18 protein-coding genes are annotated in these 19,410 nt (G+C 69.4%); 7 read left to right on the top strand and 11 right to left on the bottom strand.

Translation table 11 applies throughout. The features are described from left to right. Positions 1-6: 6 nt before the first annotated feature. The 8 genes from ABD648_RS16045 to ABD648_RS16010 all read right to left on the bottom strand — a co-directional run bounded on the left by ABD648_RS16045 (position 7) and on the right by ABD648_RS16010 (position 10,415). On the bottom strand, positions 7-651 hold the full coding sequence (locus ABD648_RS16045; RefSeq protein ID WP_282215961.1) for a 4-carboxy-4-hydroxy-2-oxoadipate aldolase/oxaloacetate decarboxylase: 645 nt from the start codon (positions 649-651) through the stop codon (positions 7-9). After that, on the bottom strand, positions 648-1,301 hold the full coding sequence (locus ABD648_RS16040) for an RraA family protein (RefSeq protein WP_282215960.1): 654 nt from the start codon (positions 1,299-1,301) through the stop codon (positions 648-650). Before ABD648_RS16040 ends, ABD648_RS16045 begins: the two co-directional genes overlap by 4 nt. Further along, positions 1,298-1,999 carry an RraA family protein gene (locus tag ABD648_RS16035; protein WP_282215959.1) on the bottom strand — a complete coding sequence of 234 codons (702 nt, stop codon included), beginning with the start codon at positions 1,997-1,999 and terminating at the stop codon, positions 1,298-1,300. The genes ABD648_RS16040 and ABD648_RS16035 overlap by 4 nt, the downstream gene beginning before the upstream one ends. 1 nt (position 2,000) lies before the next feature. Beyond that, complete coding sequence (locus ABD648_RS16030; RefSeq protein ID WP_282215958.1) at positions 2,001-3,017, bottom strand: DODA-type extradiol aromatic ring-opening family dioxygenase; 1,017 nt, start codon at positions 3,015-3,017, stop codon at positions 2,001-2,003. A gap of 32 nt (positions 3,018-3,049) precedes the next feature. Beyond that, on the bottom strand, positions 3,050-4,051 hold the full coding sequence (locus ABD648_RS16025) for an amidohydrolase family protein (RefSeq protein WP_282215957.1): 1,002 nt from the start codon (positions 4,049-4,051) through the stop codon (positions 3,050-3,052). 155 nt (positions 4,052-4,206) lie between these two features. Further along, positions 4,207-6,087: an FAD-dependent oxidoreductase gene (locus ABD648_RS16020; RefSeq protein WP_282215956.1), complete on the bottom strand. Its 1,881-nt coding sequence runs from the start codon at positions 6,085-6,087 to the stop codon at positions 4,207-4,209. Positions 6,088-6,274: 187 nt separating this feature from the next. Further along, positions 6,275-7,723, bottom strand: coding sequence for an aldehyde dehydrogenase family protein (locus tag ABD648_RS16015; RefSeq protein ID WP_282215955.1), 1,449 nt, complete (start codon positions 7,721-7,723; stop codon positions 6,275-6,277). A gap of 163 nt (positions 7,724-7,886) precedes the next feature. Further along, positions 7,887-10,415 (bottom strand): ATP-dependent Clp protease ATP-binding subunit, encoded by a 2,529-nt coding sequence (locus tag ABD648_RS16010; protein ID WP_282215954.1) that lies wholly within the window; start codon positions 10,413-10,415, stop codon positions 7,887-7,889. A 278-nt stretch (positions 10,416-10,693) separates the two neighbouring features. Between ABD648_RS16010 and ABD648_RS16005 the strand changes: the two genes are divergently transcribed. Genes ABD648_RS16005 through ABD648_RS15995 form a run of 3 tightly spaced genes read left to right on the top strand, consistent with a single transcriptional unit; the run spans position 10,694 to position 12,197 of the window. Beyond that, the gene (locus tag ABD648_RS16005) at positions 10,694-11,323 is read left to right on the top strand and encodes a hypothetical protein (RefSeq protein ID WP_282215953.1); all 630 of its coding nucleotides are present in this window, start codon (positions 10,694-10,696) and stop codon (positions 11,321-11,323) included. Further along, on the top strand, positions 11,323-11,964 hold the full coding sequence (locus tag ABD648_RS16000; protein ID WP_282215952.1) for a hypothetical protein: 642 nt from the start codon (positions 11,323-11,325) through the stop codon (positions 11,962-11,964). The genes ABD648_RS16005 and ABD648_RS16000 overlap by 1 nt, the downstream gene beginning before the upstream one ends. Next, positions 11,961-12,197, top strand: coding sequence for a helix-turn-helix domain-containing protein (locus ABD648_RS15995; RefSeq protein WP_282215951.1), 237 nt, complete (start codon positions 11,961-11,963; stop codon positions 12,195-12,197). The genes ABD648_RS16000 and ABD648_RS15995 overlap by 4 nt, the downstream gene beginning before the upstream one ends. A gap of 31 nt (positions 12,198-12,228) precedes the next feature. Here ABD648_RS15995 and ABD648_RS15990 read toward each other — a convergent pair whose 3' ends face one another. Further along, positions 12,229-12,585: a YbjQ family protein gene (locus ABD648_RS15990; RefSeq protein ID WP_282215950.1), complete on the bottom strand. Its 357-nt coding sequence runs from the start codon at positions 12,583-12,585 to the stop codon at positions 12,229-12,231. A 96-nt stretch (positions 12,586-12,681) separates the two neighbouring features. Here ABD648_RS15990 and ABD648_RS15985 point away from each other — a divergent pair, with 96 nt between their 5' ends. Together ABD648_RS15985 and ABD648_RS15980 are read left to right on the top strand one after the other, a co-directional pair. Continuing rightward, a complete protein-coding gene (locus tag ABD648_RS15985) occupies positions 12,682-13,023 on the top strand; it encodes a hypothetical protein (RefSeq protein WP_282215949.1) in 342 nt (113 codons plus the stop codon). Between the two features lie 151 nt (positions 13,024-13,174). Beyond that, on the top strand, positions 13,175-14,599 hold the full coding sequence (locus ABD648_RS15980) for a dicarboxylate/amino acid:cation symporter (protein WP_282215948.1): 1,425 nt from the start codon (positions 13,175-13,177) through the stop codon (positions 14,597-14,599). A 136-nt stretch (positions 14,600-14,735) separates the two neighbouring features. Here ABD648_RS15980 and ABD648_RS15975 read toward each other — a convergent pair whose 3' ends face one another. Together ABD648_RS15975 and ABD648_RS15970 are read right to left on the bottom strand one after the other, a co-directional pair. After that, positions 14,736-16,466 carry a cation:proton antiporter gene (locus tag ABD648_RS15975; RefSeq protein WP_282215947.1) on the bottom strand — a complete coding sequence of 577 codons (1,731 nt, stop codon included), beginning with the start codon at positions 16,464-16,466 and terminating at the stop codon, positions 14,736-14,738. 43 nt (positions 16,467-16,509) lie between these two features. Then, a complete protein-coding gene (locus tag ABD648_RS15970) occupies positions 16,510-17,688 on the bottom strand; it encodes an FAD-dependent oxidoreductase (protein ID WP_282215946.1) in 1,179 nt (392 codons plus the stop codon). Positions 17,689-17,766: 78 nt separating this feature from the next. Between ABD648_RS15970 and ABD648_RS15965 the strand changes: the two genes are divergently transcribed. Continuing rightward, entirely contained in the window at positions 17,767-18,276 is a 510-nt protein-coding gene (locus tag ABD648_RS15965; RefSeq protein WP_282215945.1) for a MarR family winged helix-turn-helix transcriptional regulator, read from the top strand. Positions 18,277-18,320: 44 nt separating this feature from the next. Beyond that, entirely contained in the window at positions 18,321-19,361 is a 1,041-nt protein-coding gene (locus ABD648_RS15960) for an LLM class flavin-dependent oxidoreductase (RefSeq protein WP_282215944.1), read from the top strand. Positions 19,362-19,410 lie beyond the last annotated feature (49 nt).

Raw genomic sequence — 19,410 nt, 5'->3', positions numbered from 1 at the left:
TGCCTCTCAGGGGGTCGTGTCGCGGCGCGGAGCACCGAGACGACGGAAGTCGTAGACGTCGAGGGTCGTCTCGCCGGCGCGGAGCCTGGCCATGTAGGCGTCCTCCTTCGCGGCGCGATCGCGCGAGGCCTCGAGCACCTCGTCGTAGCGCTCGGCGGGGATCACGGCGATGCCGTCGCGGTCGGCCACAATCACGTCGCCCCGGCGCACAACGCGCCCGCGCAGGGTGATGGTGGCGCCGACGGCTCCCGGCCACTGCTTGATCGTGCCGCGGATCGAGATCGAGGTGCTGAACGCGGGGAACCCGAGGGCGGCGAGCTGCGCGGTGTCGCGCACGCCGCCGTCGATCACGAGTCCGCGGATGCCTCGGGCCTGCGCGGCCACGGTCATGACCTCTCCCCAGTACCCGAACTCGCCGCCACCGCCGTCGACGACGAGCACGTCGCCGTCCGCCGCGGCCTCGATCCCGTGGTGCAGGGCGAGGTTGTCTCCGATCTGCGCCGACACCGGGTAGGCGCGTCCGACCAGCTGCGCGCCGTCCCATGCCGGACGGAAGGCCGGGGCGAGGAAGCAGTCGCTGCGTGAGGCCTCGTACAGCGTGGCGCTCCCGAGGCGCAGCAGCTCCTGCGCCTCGGCGTCGAGCTCGCTCACGCCTCGGCCCGCTGCAGGTCGTGGTAGCCGTAGCGTGCGCGGGCCTCCGCGATCGTCGCGCCGCCCAACGCCGCGGCGAGGATGGACTCCTCGCGCGCATGGATCAGCTCGGCCGTCTCGAGCACCTGCTCCTCGACGTCCTGCGGGATCGCGACGACCCCGTCCGAGTCGCCGAGCAGGATGTCACCGGAGCGCACCGTGACGCCGCCGATCGTGACGGGTCCCTGCTCCTCGGCGACCTCGACCCTGTCCTTGCCGGTGCGCATGAAGCGGCCTCGACTGTAGATCGGATAGCCGATCGAGAGAGCGCGGTGCGTGTCGCGGCAGACGCCCTCGATCACCGTGCCGGAGATGCCGCGGTGGTGCGCGACGGCGGTGAGGATGTCGCCCCACACCGTGCAGTCGACGCGGCCGTCGTTGTCGAGCACGACGACCTGCCCCGGTTCGACCTGGTCGATGAAGTCGCCCACGGTCCCCGCCGGCACCTGCGCGCTGACGTAGCGGACGGTGAAGGCGCGGCCGACCATGTGCTGCCCGTCGGCGAGAGGAGCGATGCCGAGCAGACTGCCGGGGCGGCCGTGCTTGTCGAGCGCGTCCGAGACGGTGGCGGTACCGAGGACGGCGAAGCGCTGGGCGAGGGTGTCGGTCATCTCTCCTCCGTGGAGTCGGTCGATGTGGAGTCGGGCGATGCGGTCACAGTGGGGAACTGGGAGTCGTGCATGACCTCGCTGACATCGCGGCCGGCCCGCACCGCCTCGGCCATGCGAGCCTCACGCTCGATGATGCGCTGGGCGAGGGCGACCACGCGGTCGACCTCGGCAGCGGGGACGAAGACGACGCCGTTGACGTCGGCGACGACGTAGTCGTGCGCGGCGACCGAGACACCGGCGATCTGGATGCGCTCGTCCATCGCCTGCTGCACGATGCGGCCCCGCGCGCTGACAGGGACCGCGGCACGCGCGAACACCGGGAGCCCGAGCGCTTCGCTCTCCTGGACGTCACGGCAGGCGCCGTCGACGATCACTCCGGCGATCCCGCGCTGCACGGCCGCCTCCGCGAGGAGGCCGCCCCAGCAGGAGACGTCGGTGCGGCCGTGGTTGTCGATAACCACGACGTCGTCGGGCTCGGCGATCGCCACGAGCGGCGTGGCGATGTGCGTCGCCGGTCCCGCGGCCGCCTTGGGTGCGGCCGTGACCGTGCGCACCCGTCCGGCGACGGTGCGTCCGGCCGACCACATGCCCGCCAGCCCGGTCACCGCACCCGGGAGGCCCAGCGTGTCGAGGGCATCCGAGACGGCACAGCTGTCGAGCGTCCGCAGCGCCGCGACGATGTCGGAGGAGGGCGTCATCTCAGGCGCGCTCCCACGTGACGAAGCCCATCGCGTTGCCGGTGCCGGCCTCGGTGCGGTAGCAGGGCTCGTAGTCGACATTCGTGACCGTGAGGCCCACCTCGTCGGCGATGCCGGCGACGGCGATCCAGTTGCGCAGCTCCGAGGCGCCCGACTGCATCTCGGCGGCCGGGACGGCGGAGAGGTACTCCGCGTCGTGGTCCTTCATCGCCTGGAGGAACTCGCTGTCGAGCTTCTCGTCGATCACGAAGTGGCTGAGGCCGCCGGAGGCGACGACGCCCACGCGGAGGTCACCCGGGAACGACTGGATGGCCCGCGCGACGGCGCGCCCGAAGTCGTAGCAGCGCTTGGCGCTCGGCGGGTTCGGCTCCCAGAACGTGTTGATGAAGATCGGCACCATCGGCACGGTGGACTCCTCGCCCATGAACCGCTGATAGATGAAGCCGAAGCCGTGCGGGATCGAGTGGTTCTCGTAGCGCCCGGCCGGCACGATCTCGGTCGCACCCGTGTCGAAGTCCTCTGCCTGGGTGGACTGGATGATGTGCTTGCCGAGCGCGCGGTGGGTCGGACGCACGATCGTGTGATCGGGGACATCGCCCTTCGCCGCCTCGGCGAGACCGGGAGCCATCTCGTCGAGCTGCTCCTGCGTGAACGGGACGTGGGCGACCTCGTCGCCCCAGAAGACCGAGAACGGGGCCAGCCACTCGTCGCCGTAGGTCTCCTTGTGGTCGCTCGAGACAATCACGAGCACATCGACCTTCTGCTCCGCGATGAACCGGGAGAGATCGTCCATCGACGCCTGGCAGCTGTCCCAGCGGCGCTGCATCACATCGTGGGTGATCTCGGCGGAGAAGTCCTCACGCAGCGCGCGGAGCTCATCGAACGTGTGCGTGCCCCCGCGGAATTTGAGGCCCTTGCTGCGACGATCCGCGGTGCCGCGGGTCTCCCAGGCCTCCGGCGGTGCGGCCTTCAGCTGCGGTCCGTGCGAGGTGCCGAATCCGGCGACGATCTCGGTCATGGTGGATCCCTTCTCGAAGTGCGGTGTTTTACTCAGAGCCGGAAGAGGCTGCGGGCGTTGTTCTCGAGGACGTCGGCGCGACGGTCGGCGTCGAGCCACTCGATGTCGTCGATGAGCAGGTGGATGTCGTCGAACCAGCGACCGGTGGCCGGATCGATCTGCGATCCCGTCCCCGGCTTCTCGGATCCGAACAGCACGCGGTCGGTGCCGACGGTCTTGATCAGCAGCTCGAGGCTGTCCTGCGTGTAGAGGCAGGAGTCGAAGTAGAACTTGCGGAGCTTGTCGACGTACGAGACGCCGGTGCGCACCACCGAGGGGAGGAAGCGGCCCATCTGGTAGGGGATCGCGCCGCCGCCGTGCGAGACGATGACCTTCAGGTCGGGGAAGTCCGCGAAGACGTTCGACTGGATCATGCTCCAGATCGCGACGGTCTCCTCCTGGATGAAGTGCAGGCTGTACGGCTCACGGGAGGGGAACTTGCAGCCGGCCGAGTGCAGCAGCATCGGCACGTCGAGCGCGCACAGCTCCTCGTACAGCGGGTACCAGTAGCGCTCCCCCATCGCGGGCGGCACCTCGGTCCCCTCGTAGGGGTCGGAGTTGACCATGGCGCCGACGAACCCGAGCTCGGTGACGGCGCGACGCAGTTCGGGGAGCCACTGCTCGACGCTCAGGTAGGGGCTCTGCGGGATGCCGGCGATGCCCTGGAATCGGCCGGGGAAGAGTTCGGCGGTGCGCTTGATGATGTTGTTCGTCTCGGCGGTGAACCACTCGACGATCCTCGTCGGACGCTCGGAGTGCATCGCGTGGAACGGCCGCGGCGACAGCAGCTGCAGATCGATCCCGGCATCGTCGATGTGGGTCATGTGCGACACGTGCCCGAAGCTCGGGTGCGGAGCGTGGTACGCCGCGATCAGCTCGTCATCCGTGATCACGGGCGGCTTGCCGCCGTGCGACCCGCGGGCCGCCAGCAGCGACGCCTTCCACGCGTAGTAGGAATCCGGGGCGGACATGTGGCCGTGGACATCGATGATCACGGTGGCTCCTTAGAACTGTGCGGGTCCGGCTTGTGCGGGGAGGCGGCGTCCCCTCGACGCTACGGAAGGGGTGGACGACACGAATCGGTGCGCTGCGGGAAACTGCCGCAGCCCGCTCCGACACGGTGTCTGAGATCGGGCGGCGTCGGCGGCCATCAGCGCACCAGCACGTTCGCTGCCGCCCGGATGCGGCGCAGGTACGGCTCGGCCGGATCGCCGGCGGGTGCGTCGCCGCCGCGGAGGATCGTCTCGAGGGCCGCGGTGAGCTCGGCATCCGGATCGGCGGGAAGGCGGGCGGCTCGCCAGGCGACCTTGCGATCCGGCCGCACCAGCAGGGCGCCGTCGTCGTCGATCTGACGCACAGCGGTCCACGCGGCATCGTCGTCGGCGATCGCGACGACCGTGATGGGCATGTTCCCGGATGCCGCCGCCACCGCCGCGCGCCATCGCGGCGCGGCCGACTCCGAGGTGAGCAGGGTCAATCCGGCCGCGGCGATCAGATCATGCGCCGAGACGGAACCGCCGTCGCCGCCCGTGGCACTGTCGAGCCACACGTGAGGCAGGTGATGCCCCGGACGTGAAGTCGCATGGAAGGTCACGGGGTCGGACGGATCCCCCGGCACGGGCGTGCCGTCCGGCACCAGCGCACCGGCCCAGTAGTGGTACCCGGCCTCCACTCCGAGCTGGCTGTAGTCGTGCGCATTGTGGGCGACCTCCGCCGCCACACGGGCGCGCATCGCCTCGCCTTCGGGAGTCTCGCTGACGAACACCTCGAGCCCGCGGAAACCGGCGGCCTCGTCGTCGCAGAAGCCGAGGGCCTCCGCGATCGGAGGATGCCGGTTCGCGTTCTCGAGCGAGTGCGCGGTGTACCACGCCACGACCGGCCGACGTTCGGCCTGGTAGCTGTCCAGCAGCCCGTCCGGAGCCTGCCCGTCGAGGACGGCGGCGAGCTTCCAGCACAGGTTCTGCGCATCCTGGATGCCGCTGTTCAGTCCCAGCCCGCCGGTCGGCGGATGCTTGTGGGCGGCGTCGCCGACGAGGAACACCCGCCGGTCGCGGAACTGCTTCGCCACCAGGCCGTGATAGCTCCAGCGCGTCATCGAGTGCATCGTGATCTCGTGGTCATCGGCGAGGCCGAGCATCCGGCGGATCGACGCGAAGAGCGCCGCCTCGTCGTCGGGATCGCCCTCGACCATCCACGCCGCCACAGACACCAGCCACTCCTCGGAGTCGCGGTTGTAGTGCGTGGGTCCGAGCGCCTGGATCGTGCCGCGGCGCCGTGCACCGCCCGCGGGATGCAGGAAGTGGCCGAGGAGAGCATCGGGCTCCGACCACGCCGACAGGTCCATGCTCACGTGGTAGTTGACGACCTCGCGCATGTCGCGCGGGCCCTCCAGCTCGATGCCGAGGAGGTCGGCGCTGTCGCGTCCGCCGTCCGCGGCGATCACGTACCGGGCGCGCACGGTGCGCAGCTCGCCGGTGACGACGTCCCTCACCGATACGACGGCCGATTCGGAATCCTGCTCGATCGCGACGACCTCCTGCCTGCTCCGGATGCGCCCGGGCGCCGCGGCGAGCGCGTGCCGGTGGATCAGCGGGTCGAGCCGCAGCTGCGGCATGTTCGCGAAAGCGCGCGGGCTGGACGAGCGGTAGCGTTCGGCATCCGGTCCCCCGCCCCACGCCGGCACGTCGCCGATCTTCATCCCGTCGAAGCGCCCCGGCCCGGTCGCCGTCGTGTACCAGGCGGCCTTGCGCCAGCGGTCGTGCGCCGGGGTCGCCCCGTAGATGTCGCCGGCGACGCCCATGTCGTGGAATGCCTCCATGGTGCGCGGGTTGAGCAGGTGCGCGCGGGGGAAGCGGAACACGAAGTCGCGCCGTTCGACCAGGAGCACGTCGACACCGCGCTGCGCGAGCATGATCGCGCAGGAGAGGCCGACCGGCCCTCCGCCCATGATCAGGACGTCGGTGGAGTCGGGCCAGACGTCGTCATCGAACGACGTCGACGGGTCCCGGGGGCTCTTCACGGATGCGGACACAGGCTCCTCCTCGACTGCGGAGTTCCCAGGCTAGATTCGGGCGATCCGCGCCCGATACGTGACCGCGGAGCGAAACCGGGACCCTGATTCCGACACGATGTCGAACGGGATCGAGGTTGCGGGCATGACGAAGAGGACGAGCCCACCCCCTCGGCGCTGCTCGTCCTCTCCGTCCGCAGACCGGGTCTCAGTCTGAGATCGTCGGGACCGTCACCCACTGCCAGTAGGTGAACTCGTCCAGGTTCCAATGGCCGCCGTGTCGTCCGCCGTTGCCGGAGGCGCCGATCCCGCCCATCGGGATGTGCGCGGCGTCGTAGATCGTCTGGCCGTTGATCGCCACCATGCCCGCGCGCAGCCGGGAGGCGAAGCCGAGTCCGCGCGCGATGTCCCGGGTGTGGATCGCCGCGGACAGCCCGTAATCGCTCGCGTTCGCGAGCTCCAGTGCCTCTTCGGCGGTGGAGAATCGGGTCACCGGTGCCACGGGGCCGAAGATCTCGCTGCGGAACGCCGCGTTGGCCGCATCCACTCCGTCGAGCACCGTCGGCCGGTAGAACACGCCGTCGTGTGTGCCCCCGTGCACGATCCGGGCTCCGCCGTCGACGGCGGCATCCACGATCCCCTGCACGCGTTCCGCCTGCGCGGTCGTGATGAGAGGGCCGAGCGTGGTGCCCTCGGCGAGAGGGTCGCCGAGACGCATCGCCGCGGCCGCCGCGCCGAGTCGTTCGACGTACTCGTCGGCGATGCTCTCGTGAACGAGATGACGCCCCGTCGCCATGCAGATCTGGCCCTGATGGCGGAATGATCCGCCGATGCCGGAGGCCACGGCCAGATCGAGGTCGGCATCGGCCATCACGATGAAGGCGTTGTTTCCGCCGAGTTCGAGGATCACTCGTTTCAGGAGCCCGCCGGCGACCTCTCCCACGCGTCGACCCGCCGAGGAAGATCCGGTGAACGAGATGACGTCGGTGTGCGGGGAGCGGACGACGGCCTCGCCGGTCTCGGGACCGCCCGGGAGGATGTGCAGGACTCCGTCCGGCAGGCCCGCGCGTTCGAAGATCTCGGCCATCACGGCGCCGCCGGAGAAGGGGGTCTTGACGTCCGGCTTCACGATCACGGCATTGCCGAGCGCGATCGCCGGAGCGACCGAGCGGATGGCGAGCATCAGGGGCGCGTTCCACGGGGCGATCACGCCGACGACGCCCACGGGGATGCGCCGGGCGATCCCCAGGGTCGACGGGTCCTCGACGGGGAGCACTTCACCCTGCGACATCGTCACCAGGCTCGCGGCCTCGACCAGCTCGTCGATCGCCTTGCCGACCTCATGCGCGGCCTTCGTCGGCAGCGATCCGCTTTCCCGGATCAGGACGTGCTCGACGTCGGCGCGGATCTCCCGCAGCGCGTCCGCGGCCCGGCGGAGGACGCCCGCCCTGGTGCGGTACGACGCGAGCGCCCATTCCCGCTGCGCGGCGACCGCGGCGCGACCGGCCTGCTCGACGTCGTCCGCGTCGGCGATCCCGACCATGCCGACGGTGCTGCCGTCGCCCGGCGAGATCACCGCGAGCGTTCCTCCGCGCGGCTCACGCCAGCCCCCGGAGTAGATCCGTCCGTCGGCGGCGCCAGGCTCCCAGTGCGTCATCGCATCCTCCGGTCCGATCTGAAGTCTCTGGTGATGCTAGCCGCCCGCGCCTTCGGTCACTTCGGTCGCGCTTCCGAAACCGGATCGCGTATCACCGACACCGTGTCGTAGTCCGCCGGGCACAGCGAAGGGGCGGATGCCGCAGCATCCGCCCCTTTACTGGTCACTCCCCGCTGGCGACCGCCAGATCGGGGGTGCCGCTGATACCGGCGCCGCCGGTGTTGATGCCGACCGCCACCTTCTCACCGCGCGGACCGTGCTCGAACAGGAACTCGCCGTTCGCGGCATCCACCTTGACGTGGTCGCCGGAGTTGAGCTCGCCGTGCAGGATCTTCTCGGACAGACGGTCCTCGACCTCGTGCTGCATCGCGCGACGCAGCGGACGAGCGCCGAGAGCCGGGTCGAAGCCGATCTCGATGAGACGCTCCTTCGCCGCCTGCGACAGCTCGATCGTCATGTCGCGGTCCAGCAGACGCTCGCCGAGGCGCTTGGTGAACAGATCCACGATCTGCACCAGCTCGCTCTTGGAGAGCTGCGGGAACACGATGATGTCGTCGACACGGTTCAGGAACTCGGGCTTGAAGTGCCGCTTGAGCTCTTCGTTGACCTTGCCCTTCATCCGGTCGTAGCTGGTCGAGTCGTTGCCCTCGATCTGGAAGCCCACCGGGCCGCCGGCGATGTCGCGCGCGCCGAGGTTGGTGGTCATGATGATGACCGTGTTCTTGAAGTCCACGATCCGACCCTGACCGTCGGTGAGACGACCCTCTTCCAGGATCTGCAGCAGCGAGTTGAAGATGTCCGGGTGGGCCTTCTCGATCTCGTCGAAGAGAACCACGCTGAACGGCTTGCGGCGCACCTTCTCGGTGAGCTGGCCGCCCTCTTCGAATCCGACGAATCCGGGAGGGGCACCGAACAGACGCGACACGGTGTGCTTCTCGCCGAACTCGCTCATGTCGAGCGAGATCAGTGCGGCCTCGTCGTCGAACAGGAACTCCGCGAGAGCCTTGGCGAGCTCGGTCTTTCCGACGCCCGTGGGGCCGGCGAAGATGAACGAGCCCGAGGGGCGCTTCGGGTCCTTGAGTCCGGCGCGCTGGCGACGGATGGTCTTGGAGAGGGCGGCGATCGCCTCTTCCTGACCGATGACGCGCTGGTGCAGGGCCTTCTCCATGAAGACGAGCCGCGAGGACTCCTCCTCCGTGAGCTTGAACACCGGGATGCCGGTGGCCTGCGCGAGAACCTCGGCGATCAGACCCTCGTCGACGACCGCGGAGGTCGCGACGTCGCCCGCACGCCACTGCTTCTCGAGACGCAGACGCTCGGCGAGGAGGCTCTTCTCCTCATCGCGGAGCGAGGCCGCCCGCTCGAAGTCCTGCTCCTCGGAGGCGACTTCCTTCAGCTCGCGGACCTTGGCGATCTTCTCGTCGAACTCTCGCAGCTCGGGCGGGCTCGACAGGATGCTGAGGCGCAGACGCGCACCGGCCTCGTCGATCAGGTCGATCGCCTTGTCGGGCAGGAACCGGTCGGAGACGTAGCGGTCGGCGAGGTTCGCCGCAGCCACGATGGCGCCGTCGGTGATCTGCACCTTGTGGTGCGCCTCGTAGCGGTCGCGGAGGCCCTTGAGGATGTTGATCGTGTGCGGCAGCGTCGGCTCGTTGACCTGCACCGGCTGGAAGCGGCGCTCGAGCGCAGCATCCTTCTCGAAGTGCTTGCGGTACTCGTCGAGCGTAGTGGCGCCGATCGTCTGGAGCTCACCGCGGGCGAGCAGCGGCTTCAGGATGCTGGCGGCGTCGATCGCGCCCTCGGCGGCACCCGCACCCACGAGGGTGTGGATCTCGTCGATGAAGACGATGATGTCGCCGCGCGTGCGGATCTCCTTGGTGACCTTCTTCAGGCGCTCCTCGAAGTCTCCGCGGTAGCGGGAGCCGGCGATGAGCGAGCCGAGGTCGAGCGAGTAGAGCTGCTTGTCCTTCAGCGTCTCGGGGACATCGCCCTTGACGATGGCCTGAGCGAGACCCTCGACGACGGCGGTCTTGCCGACGCCGGGCTCGCCGATCAGGACGGGGTTGTTCTTGGAGCGGCGGGAGAGGATCTGCATGACCCGCTCCGCCTCCTTCTCGCGTCCGATGACCGGGTCGAGCTTGTTGTCGCGCGCGGCCTGGGTCAGGTTGCGACCGAACTGGTCGAGGACCTGCGAGCCGCCCTGCGCGCTCGGGGTGTCGTTGGTCTGCGCGCCGACGGATGCCGGCTCGCGTCCCGGGGCACCGGAGAGCAGCTGGATGACCTGCTGGCGGACCTTGTTGAGGTCGGCGCCGAGCTTGACGAGCACCTGGGCGGCGACGCCCTCGCCCTCGCGGATGAGACCGAGGAGGATGTGCTCGGTGCCGATGTAGTTGTGGCCGAGCTGCAGGGCCTCGCGGAGGCTCAGCTCGAGCACCTTCTTGGCGCGGGGCGTGAACGGGATGTGGCCGGTCGGCTGCTGCTGACCCTGGCCGATGATGTCCTGCACCTGCTCGCGCACCGCGTCGAGGGAGATGCCGAGACTTTCGAGCGCCTTGGCGGCGACGCCCTCGCCCTCGTGGATGAGGCCGAGCAGGATGTGCTCGGTGCCGATGTAGTTGTGGTTGAGCATCTTCGCCTCTTCTTGGGCGAGGACGACCACTCGACGGGCTCGGTCCGTGAATCTCTCGAACATGCTGTGACTCCTTATTCGCACTGGGGCGAAGCGCTGCGTCTGTCACGACGTTCTGCGCTTGTACATCGAGAGTAACCACCGCTCGGGCGGTGTATGCCCGTGTTCGCCGTGGGCATAGCCCTCACGCTCCCGTGGCGCTTTCGGCGGGTGGCGCGGTCGAACACCCGCCGTTTCCGCCACGGGAGCGCGCGCGGGGTTGACGGATGTATCGACAGTCGATACGTTAACGATTGTCGGTAACAACGACTATCGATATGTGGAGACAAGGAGTGAGGGACATGGACGTCGAGCAGCAGGGAGCGAAGCAGGGAGCGCTGACCAGAGGCGACAAGGCGGGGCTCATCGCCTTCTGCATCGCGGGCGCCGGGATCGCGGCCTCGATGATCGGGTTCTGCATCCACCGCATCGTCGAACTCGGCCGCGGGACCGACGTGCCCGTGCTCATCGAGTTCGCAGGTGACGACGTGCAGGCCCCGCTCACGACCGGCGGCGGCACGGTCACGGTCGGCCTCGACCAGGCCACCATCACCGCCGCGACGCTGCCGCCGATCGCAACGGTCCCCGGCATCATCGGCCAGGTCATCCAGATCCTGACGATCATCGTCGTCATCGGCTGCCTGATCCTGCTCGCGCAGAGCACGCTGAGCGGACGCATCTTCAACCGCCGGAACACCGCACTCGTGATGACCGCCGGGATCACCGGCCTCGTCGGCTTCGCCGCCGTGCGATTCTTCGAGAACATGCTCGCCAACGCGACCGTCAACGTCGTCACCGACAACGCGATCGACAACGCGGTCATCACTGTCGAGCCGTTCACCTTCATCCTGGCCGCGTTCATCATCTCGGTCATCGGCACCGCGTTCGTGGTCGGCGACAAGCTGCAGCGCGAGACGGAGGGACTCGTCTGATGGCCGCCTCAGCCACACCCCAGACCCGCTCGGACACGGCGGATGCGATCACCGTCATCTTCCTCAGTGCCGCAGCACTCGTGATCGTCGGAGTCTCCACTGCACTCCGCATCGGCAGCACCTTCCGCGACAGCGGGATCGCCTGGGTGATCCCCATCGACGAGCAGCCCATCTCCGCGACGGCCGATTCCGGCGCAGTACAGGTCGAGGGCATCGCGCAGCAGGCCATGGTCTTCGCGACCGGGGTGGATGCGGGGTCGGTCGCAGCGATCGTCGCGGCCATCGCCCTGTGGGCGATCGCGGCACTCGTCGTCATCGGATCCGTCGCACTCGTCGCATGGAATCTCCTTCGCGGTCGGATCTTCGTCCCAGGCAACGCACGAGCCTTCGATGCCATCGGCTGGACACTTGCGGTCGCACCCTTCGTCATCGTGATCCTCGAGACCATAGGGCGCAACGGTGTGACCGCGACCCTCGGCCTCGGCGTCGTCGACCCCGTCCATCCGATCGAGTTCTGGGCGGTCACGCCGATCTTCGCGACCGGCGTCGCCGTCGGGTTGATCGCGGTCGCATTCCGCCGCGGCATCCGACTCCGCCAGCAGAAGGAAGGGCTCGAGAAGGAGACGGAGGGCCTGGTGTGAGCCCGGCCGAGAACGCCGAGGAGTTCACCGGCATCCACTGCCGGCTCGACGAGCTGCTCGCCGAGCGCGGGATGACGCTCACCGAGCTGAGCGGGCTGGTCGGGGTGAGCATCGTGAACCTGTCGGTGCTGAAGAACGACCGCGCTCGCGCGATCCGGTACTCCACGCTGCGGGCGATCTGCGACGCCCTCGACTGCGAGGTCGGCGAGCTGCTGGTGCTGGCGCCGCGCTGACGCGCGTGCAGACGCTGTTCCGGTCGGCGGTTCAGACGGCGGGCGGGGTCGTCGGAGGCGCGGATGCCGCGGCGAGCGCCTCCACGACGACCGCGGTGCCGTAGCCGCACACCTCGCTGAAGTTGCCGATGGACCCGGTGTCGAAGCGCATCGCGACGATCGCGTTGGCCCCGCGCTGCTGCGCCTCGGCCCACATCCGGCCCATCACCACCTGGCGACTCTCGTACATGACCTGCGTGTACTCGGGGATCTCGCCGCCGCCCAGCGATCGGAATCCGGCGGTGAAGCTCTGTCCGAAATCGGTCGAGCGGACCGTGAGGCCCATGACCTCGCCGAGCACCTGCGTGATGCGGTATCCGGGCACGTCGTTCGTGGTCACGATGAACATGAGGACATCGTGCCAGAAGCATCCGTCTCTGACACGGGCAATTCTCCCCATGCAACCCCCTCTATGAATCCGCTGTGAGCCGCTAGCGTGGGCACCATGAAGATCAACGACCGGAACCTGCGCACCACCAGCCGCCTCCTCCTCGCCCTCCCCATCGCCGCGCTCGCGTTCTCGCTCGCCGCGTGCGGCGGACCGAGCCGCCCGTCCGAAGCCGACGTCGCGAAGGGACTCACCGAGTTCTTCGAGTCCCAGGGCATGGGCGACCAGATCGACGCCGACGCCTCCGAGTGCCTCGCGGAGTACCTCGTCGACTCCGACCTGAGCAACGAGACCCTCACGTTCCTCGCGAACGGCGAGGACAAGCAGAAGGACCAGGCCGACAAGGACCTGACGGAGAAGATCATCTCGGAGAACGTCCAGGAGTGCATCGCCGACTGATTCCGGCGGCGCGCGGCGCAGAGGATGACGGATGCCACGGCATCCGTCATCCTTCGTCATATCGGGCCGGGGAATGCAGCGGCGCTCCTAGCGTTGAGCGTTATGGCGTGCATTCGGCCCGCCGCGATTTCCCCTGGAGTTCTGTCCCCACATGAGCACTACCGCACGCGCCCAGAAGGCGCCTGACACCCGCGGACCGGTCCGGAAGCTGCTGACCTCGTTCGGCTTCCAGATCCTCGCCGCCCTCGTCCTCGGCATCGCCGGCGGCCTCCTCGCCCGCCAGCTCGGCGCGACCCCGGACAACCCGAACGGCCTGTCCGCGACACTCGACACGATCGGCAGCTCGTACGTGACGCTGCTGCGCGCCGCCGTCGTCCCGCTGATCTTCACGGCCATCGTGGCGAGCATCTCGAACCTGCGTCGCGTGCAGAACGCCGCGCGCCTCGCCGGCCAGACGCTGCTGTGGTTCGCGATCACCGCGTTCATCGCCGTGACCATCGGCATCGTCCTCGGCCTCGTCATCCAGCCGGGCTCGAAGGCCGGCGAGGGCCTCACGCCCGGTGAGCCGTACACGGTCGGCACGTGGTGGAACTTCCTCCTCGGCCTCATCCCGCAGAACTTCCTCGGCCTCGGTGCGAGCACGCAGGTCGATCTCGAGACCGGCAGCGCGACCTCCAGCATCAGCTTCAACATCCTGCAGGTCATCGTCGTGGCCGCTGCGGTGGGCATCGCCGCCCTCAAGGCCGGCAAGAAGGCCGAGCCGTTCCTCGCGTTCACCGAGTCGCTGCTCAAGGTGATCCAGCGTGTGCTGTGGTGGATCATCCGCATCGCACCGCTCGGCACGTTCGGTCTGATCGGCGCCGCGGTCGTCGAGTACGGCTGGGAGAAGCTCGCGTCGCTCGCCTGGTTCGCCGCCGCGATCTACATCGGCCTCGCGCTCGTGATCTTCGTGGTCTACCCGATCCTGGTGAAGACGCACGGCCTGTCCATCAAGCAGTACTTCTCGGGCGTCTGGCCCGCCGTGCAGCTGGCCTTCGTCAGCCGCTCGTCGATCGGCACGCTGCCGCTGACCGAGCGCGTGACCGAGCGCAACCTCGGCGTGCCCCGCTCGTACGCCTCGTTCGCCGTGCCGTTCGGTGCGACCACGAAGATGGACGGCTGCGCAGCGATCTACCCGGCCATCGCCGCGATCTTCGTCGCGCAGTTCTTCGGCATCGAGCTGAACTTCGTGCAGTACCTGCTGATCGTGATCGTCTCGGTCGTCGGCTCGGCGGCCACCGCGGGCACGACCGGCGCGACCGTCATGCTCACGCTCACGCTGTCGACCCTGGGCCTGCCGCTCGAGGGCGTCGGCCTGCTGCTCGCGATCGACCCGATCCTCGACATGGGCCGCACCGCGGTCAACGTCGCCGGTCAGGCGCTCGTGCCGACGATCGTCGCCAAGCGCGAGGGCATCCTCGACGAGGAGCTCTACAACGCGCCGCGCGAGGGCCTGCCCTTCGCCGACGACAACGACGCCGACGACGCCCCCGAGGCGGATGCCGTCACCGACAAGGAGCCGGTCGGCTCGCGCTGACCCTGCTTCGCCGAAGCCCCGGGGCCGAGCCGCCCCTTTCTGCGCGAACCGGCCCCTTGAGCGCGTTCGCAGAGGGCCGGTTCGTACACAGAGGGGCCGCTCGACGCCGCCGGGTATGGGTGGGAGAGCCGGCGTTCTACGCGCGACCCTGCTCGCGCGTGGCGCCGCGGGTGTCGAGCGCGAGCTCCTCGGCATCCATCGCGGTGAGCAGCTCGCGCATCACCTCTTCGTCGAGGTTGCCGGCGTCGCGCTCCGCCAGGAGGATGTCGCGCCGCACCTGCAGCCAGCCCCGGGAGAGCGCGACCAGATCCTCGTAGGAGGGCTGGTTCGCGGCATCCCCGACGCGCTGCGCCTCGTCGGTGTCCTTCTCGACCCGGGTCATCCGCTTCGTGAAGGCGTCGAAGAGGGGCATGTCGACCTGCCCGTGCGTCGCCTCCCACTCGAGGCGCTTCTCGGCGAGGAACGCCTTGCCGGCGGCACGGCTCTTCTCCTTCACCGCCTCGAGCGCCTTCTCGTCCTCGGCCTGGTCGACGTCGCTCGCGATGCCGAGTCCGCGGATGAGCATCGGCAGCGTCAGCCCCTGCAGCAGCAGCGTCGCGACCGTCACGATGAAGGCCACGACCACGATCGCGTGCGAGGCGTCCGAGTCCAGGGACGCGAGGTCGGCGGCGGCGAGCGCTGTCGCGAGCGTGACGACCCCGCGCATCCCGGCCCACGAGATGACCGCGTTGTCCTTCCACGTGAGCTGGAGTCCCGCCATCCGCTCGCGCACGATCTGTGACCGCAGCTCCTCCGCGCTGTACCGGCTCCAGCGCGAGGACTGCTCTCGGCGCTTGTCGAAATCCCCCGAGGCGATGCCGCGATCCATGCGGGCGAGGCGCCGGCGGTCCTGGAAATTCGACCAGGCGCTGGTCGGGTAGACGTACAGCGGGCGCACGACGAGCACGACCAGCAGCACCGCGCCGGAGAGGAGCAGGATGTGCCCCACCGACTCGCTCCCGAGATCTCGGAGCACGCGGGGGAACTGCAGTCCGATGTACGCGAACACGAAGCTCTCCAGCAGCAGGTCGGCCGAGAGCCACAGCGGCTTCTCCTGCTGCCGGGTGGTGTAGTCGGTGCGGGGGGCGTTGAAGCCGACGTAGAGGCCCATCGCGACGACCGCGAGCACGCCGGATCCGAGCAGGTGCTCCGCGATCGCGTACGCGCCGAACGGGGCCAGCAGCCCGAAGGTGCCGATCACGACGGGGTCGCTGATCCGCATGCGCAGCTGATGCAGCACGATGCCGAAGACGAGGCCGACCACGACGCCGACCACGACCGCGAGCAGGAATTGCCAGATGCCGTCCCACACCGTCAGGGTCGCCCCGGCGAGGATCGCGGCGAACACGCGGTACAGCGTCAGCGAGGTCGCATCGTTGATCAGGCTCTCACCGGACAGCACGGTCATGATGCGCCGAGGGAGTCCGAGCTTGCGGCCGATCGCCGCCGCCGAGACGGCATCCGGCGGGGCGACGATCGCGCCGAGCAGCAGCGCCCCGGGCAGCGTCAGCGCCGGGAAGATCCACCATGCCACGAAGCCGACCGCGAGCGCGGTGAGCAGCACGAGCGTGACGCCGAGGCGGCGGATCTGCGGCAGGCTGCGCTTGAACCCGACGAACGAGACGTCGAGCGCCGCCGAGTACAGCAGCGGAGGCAGCACGAGGTTCAGCAGCAGGTGCCCGTCGATGTCGACCTCGGGCACGAACGGCAGGAACGACGCGGCGAGCGCCACGATCGTGACCAGCAGCGGCGCGGGCCACCCGCGCCATCTCGCGACCGCCGCCACGGCGACGGCTCCGACGATCACGTAGAAGATCTCGGCATCCATGTGCCAACGCTAGCGGGGGAACGCGCGATGAGGGAGCGCGGGGTCACCAGCGGACGACGTGGTTGTAGAGATGATCGTTGCGGGTGTCCGAGGAGGCGCTGCGCAGGAACCTCGGCAGCATCGCATCACGGAGGGCGATGCCGAGCCGGGACTTCGTGACCCGCTTGTTCCGGTTGACGGCTCGCGCGTACTTCACGACCTCTTCTGCGCGTGGCCGCCGGTCGTGCTCGTAGGCGGCGAAGGCCTGCTCGTGGTCTGCGGCGTCGCGCAGGTGCCTGGCGAGCACGATCGCGTCTTCCAGCGCGAGGGAGGCGCCCTGTCCTGCACTGGGCGAGGTCGCGTGCACGGCATCTCCGACGAGGACCAGTCGCCCTCGATGCCAGTGCGGGACGTGCGTGAGATCGGAGAGCGGATAGGCGCCGATCTCCCCCTCCACATGCTCGAGGATCTGGGGCACCGGATAGGGGTCGTAGGCATGCAGGTCGCGCAATCGCGTCAGCCAGTCCTCGTCCGTCATCGCGCGAGTCTCCGCACGCCCGAGCGCCGGCGCCGTCACGTTGGCGAACCAGTAGGCGGTGCCGTCGTCGCGCACCAGGTAGCCGAAGAAGGACTTCGCGCCGAACACCATGTACTGCTCGCCGGGCGTCGGCGCGAGACCCGGCACGCGGGAGAAGCCGCCGACGCTGATCAGCCCGCTCGGAGCGGGGGCCGGTGCCTTCGGATCGATGGCCGTCCGCACGATCGATCCCACGCCGTCGGCGCCGATGAGCACGTCGCCGCGGACGCTGCGACCGTCGGCGAAGTGCGCGACCACGGCATCCGGCGTCTCCTCGACGCGGTCCAGCCGCGCATCGAACGCGAGGGGGATGCCGGCATCCGTGATCGCCTCGCGCAGCACCTCGTGCAGCCAGGCGCGTCGCACGACGACGCTGCCGCGCGCCGGGTCCCCGGCGGGTCCGTTCGGGACCACGCCGAGCCGCGCTCCCCGCCCGCTGAGCATCACCATGTGCGGGCTGAGGTGCCCGTCCGACACGAGCCGGTCGCGCAGACCGAGCTCGTCGAGCACCGCGAGGCCGTTGGTGGCCACATTGAGGAAGAGCCCGCCGTACGGCGCCGGCGCGCTCCGCGCCTCGAAGATCTCCACCTGCCATCCCGCACGGTGGAGGAAGAGTGCCGTGGCGGGACCGGCGACGCCGCCCCCGATGATGAGCGCCTTGGGCATGGGTGGTTCCTTCGATAGTCTGAGAGCAGAGGAGAGAGACTCTAAAAGAGAGTCTCTCGAATATAGAGAGATTAGCGGATGCCGGAGAAAGCGTCAACGCGCGATGCCGCGATCGCCCGCCAGGGCGAGGTGATGCGCGAGTTCATGGCCAGGTCCGTGCTGTTCCAGGAGGCTGTGGCGCGCTCCGGGGGCCTCAACGGGACCGATCTCCAGGCGGTGGGCCTGCTGCTGAGCGAGGGCCCGGCGACCCCCGGAGAGCTGGCTGCCCGCTCGGGCCTGACCGCCGGAGGCGCGGTGACCGCCATGATCGACCGCCTCGAGCGGGCGGGCTTCGTCACCCGCACCCGAGACGAGACCGATCGCCGCCGCGTGATCGTCTCCGCGGTCCCCGAGACCGTGATGGCACGGGTCGGGCACGTCTACGGCCGGGTCGCGGAACGCTGGAACGACTATCTCGACACCCTGACCGACGAGCAGCTCGACTTCGCGAACGAGCTGCTCGAGCGCGCGGCGACCATCAACCGCGAGGAGATCGAGACCCTGCGCGACGAGACGCGCGGACGCTCCCCCGGCACACCGCGGACCTGAACCCCGGGGGAATGCCCGGGCCCGCCTCGTGGTTTGCCCTGAGGATGTCTGAACTCGCTCTCTCCGTCCTCGATCTCGTCCCGGTGCGCACCGGCCAGACCAGTGCCGAGGCCATCGCCTCCTCGCTCTCGCTGGCGGAGACCGCCGACCGGCTCGGCTATCGCCGCTACTGGTTCGCGGAGCACCACAACATGCCCGCGGTCGCCTCGACGACTCCCCCGGTGCTGATCGCCGCGGCCGCGACGCGCACGACACGGCTGCGCCTCGGCTCCGGCGGCGTCATGCTCCCCAACCACGCGCCGCTGATCGTCGCCGAGCAGTTCGCCGCGCTCGAGGCCATCGCCCCCGGACGCATCGACCTGGGTCTCGGACGCGCTCCGGGCAGCGACCCCGTCATCACCCAGCTGCTCCGCGGCTCGGGCACGACGAGCGACGTCGAGCAGTTCCCCCGCCACGTGCAGGACATCGCAGCCCTCGTCTCCGGCGAGGGTGCGACCGTGCGGTTCACATCCGGCGGGGAGTACACGGTCCGTGCGACGCCCGCCGCGACCGGAGCACCCGAGGTGTGGCTGCTCGGCTCGAGCGACTACTCGGCGCAGCTCGCGGCATCCCAGGGCCTGCCCTACGTGTTCGCGAACCATTTCTCGGGGCAGGGACTCGAGCGCGCGCTCGACCTGTACCGCACCGGCTACCAGCCCAGCGAGGAGCACCCGGAGCCGCGCACGTTCCTCACGGTCAACGTCGTCGCGGCACCCACGGCCGAGGAGGCGGAGGCGCGCGCCCTGCCGCAGCTGCGCATGATGGCGCGCCTGCGCCTGAACCAGCCCCTCGTCGCGCTGGAGACCGTCGAGGAGGCCGTCGCCGCCGAGACGGATGCCGCCACCGACCAGGTCGTCCAGGCGGCGCGCTCGCGCTGGTTCGTCGGGACGGGTGCGTCGGTCGCCGCCGAGCTTCGCGCGTTCGCCGAGACCTACGGCGTCGACGAGGTCATGCTGTCGCCCGTCGCGGCATCGTACGAGTCGGAGCCGAAGGCGACGTCTCCGGGGCGCGCGCAGACGCTCGAGCTGATCGCCGCCGCGCTCTGACCACGGCCGTGCTCTGATCCGGCGCCGCTCGTGCGGCCGCCGGAAATGT

The sequence above is a fragment of the Microbacterium luteolum genome (genome assembly GCF_039533965.1).
Lineage (GTDB): Bacteria > Actinomycetota > Actinomycetes > Actinomycetales > Microbacteriaceae > Microbacterium > Microbacterium luteolum.
The sequence above is the reverse complement of the archived record's forward strand: the minus strand, read 5'-3'. Positions and strand labels throughout refer to the sequence as shown.

Excerpts from the sequence above, each read along its gene's own strand:
- ABD648_RS16040 (WP_282215960.1), bottom strand. The coding sequence starts at position 1,301 with ATGACCGACACCCTCGCCCAGCGCTTCGCCGTCCTCGGTACCGCCACC.
- ABD648_RS16035 (WP_282215959.1), bottom strand. The coding sequence starts at position 1,999 with ATGACGCCCTCCTCCGACATCGTCGCGGCGCTGCGGACGCTCGACAGC.
- ABD648_RS16030 (WP_282215958.1), bottom strand. The coding sequence starts at position 3,017 with ATGACCGAGATCGTCGCCGGATTCGGCACCTCGCACGGACCGCAGCTG.
- ABD648_RS16015 (WP_282215955.1), bottom strand. The coding sequence starts at position 7,723 with ATGACGCACTGGGAGCCTGGCGCCGCCGACGGACGGATCTACTCCGGG.
- ABD648_RS16010 (WP_282215954.1), bottom strand. The coding sequence starts at position 10,415 with ATGTTCGAGAGATTCACGGACCGAGCCCGTCGAGTGGTCGTCCTCGCC.
- ABD648_RS16005 (WP_282215953.1), top strand. The coding sequence starts at position 10,694 with ATGGACGTCGAGCAGCAGGGAGCGAAGCAGGGAGCGCTGACCAGAGGC.
- ABD648_RS16000 (WP_282215952.1), top strand. The coding sequence starts at position 11,323 with ATGGCCGCCTCAGCCACACCCCAGACCCGCTCGGACACGGCGGATGCG.
- ABD648_RS15990 (WP_282215950.1), bottom strand. The coding sequence starts at position 12,585 with ATGTTCATCGTGACCACGAACGACGTGCCCGGATACCGCATCACGCAG.
- ABD648_RS15985 (WP_282215949.1), top strand. The coding sequence starts at position 12,682 with ATGAAGATCAACGACCGGAACCTGCGCACCACCAGCCGCCTCCTCCTC.
- ABD648_RS15980 (WP_282215948.1), top strand. The coding sequence starts at position 13,175 with ATGAGCACTACCGCACGCGCCCAGAAGGCGCCTGACACCCGCGGACCG.
- ABD648_RS15975 (WP_282215947.1), bottom strand. The coding sequence starts at position 16,466 with ATGGATGCCGAGATCTTCTACGTGATCGTCGGAGCCGTCGCCGTGGCG.
- ABD648_RS15970 (WP_282215946.1), bottom strand. The coding sequence starts at position 17,688 with ATGCCCAAGGCGCTCATCATCGGGGGCGGCGTCGCCGGTCCCGCCACG.
- ABD648_RS15965 (WP_282215945.1), top strand. The coding sequence starts at position 17,767 with ATGCCGGAGAAAGCGTCAACGCGCGATGCCGCGATCGCCCGCCAGGGC.
- ABD648_RS15960 (WP_282215944.1), top strand. The coding sequence starts at position 18,321 with ATGTCTGAACTCGCTCTCTCCGTCCTCGATCTCGTCCCGGTGCGCACC.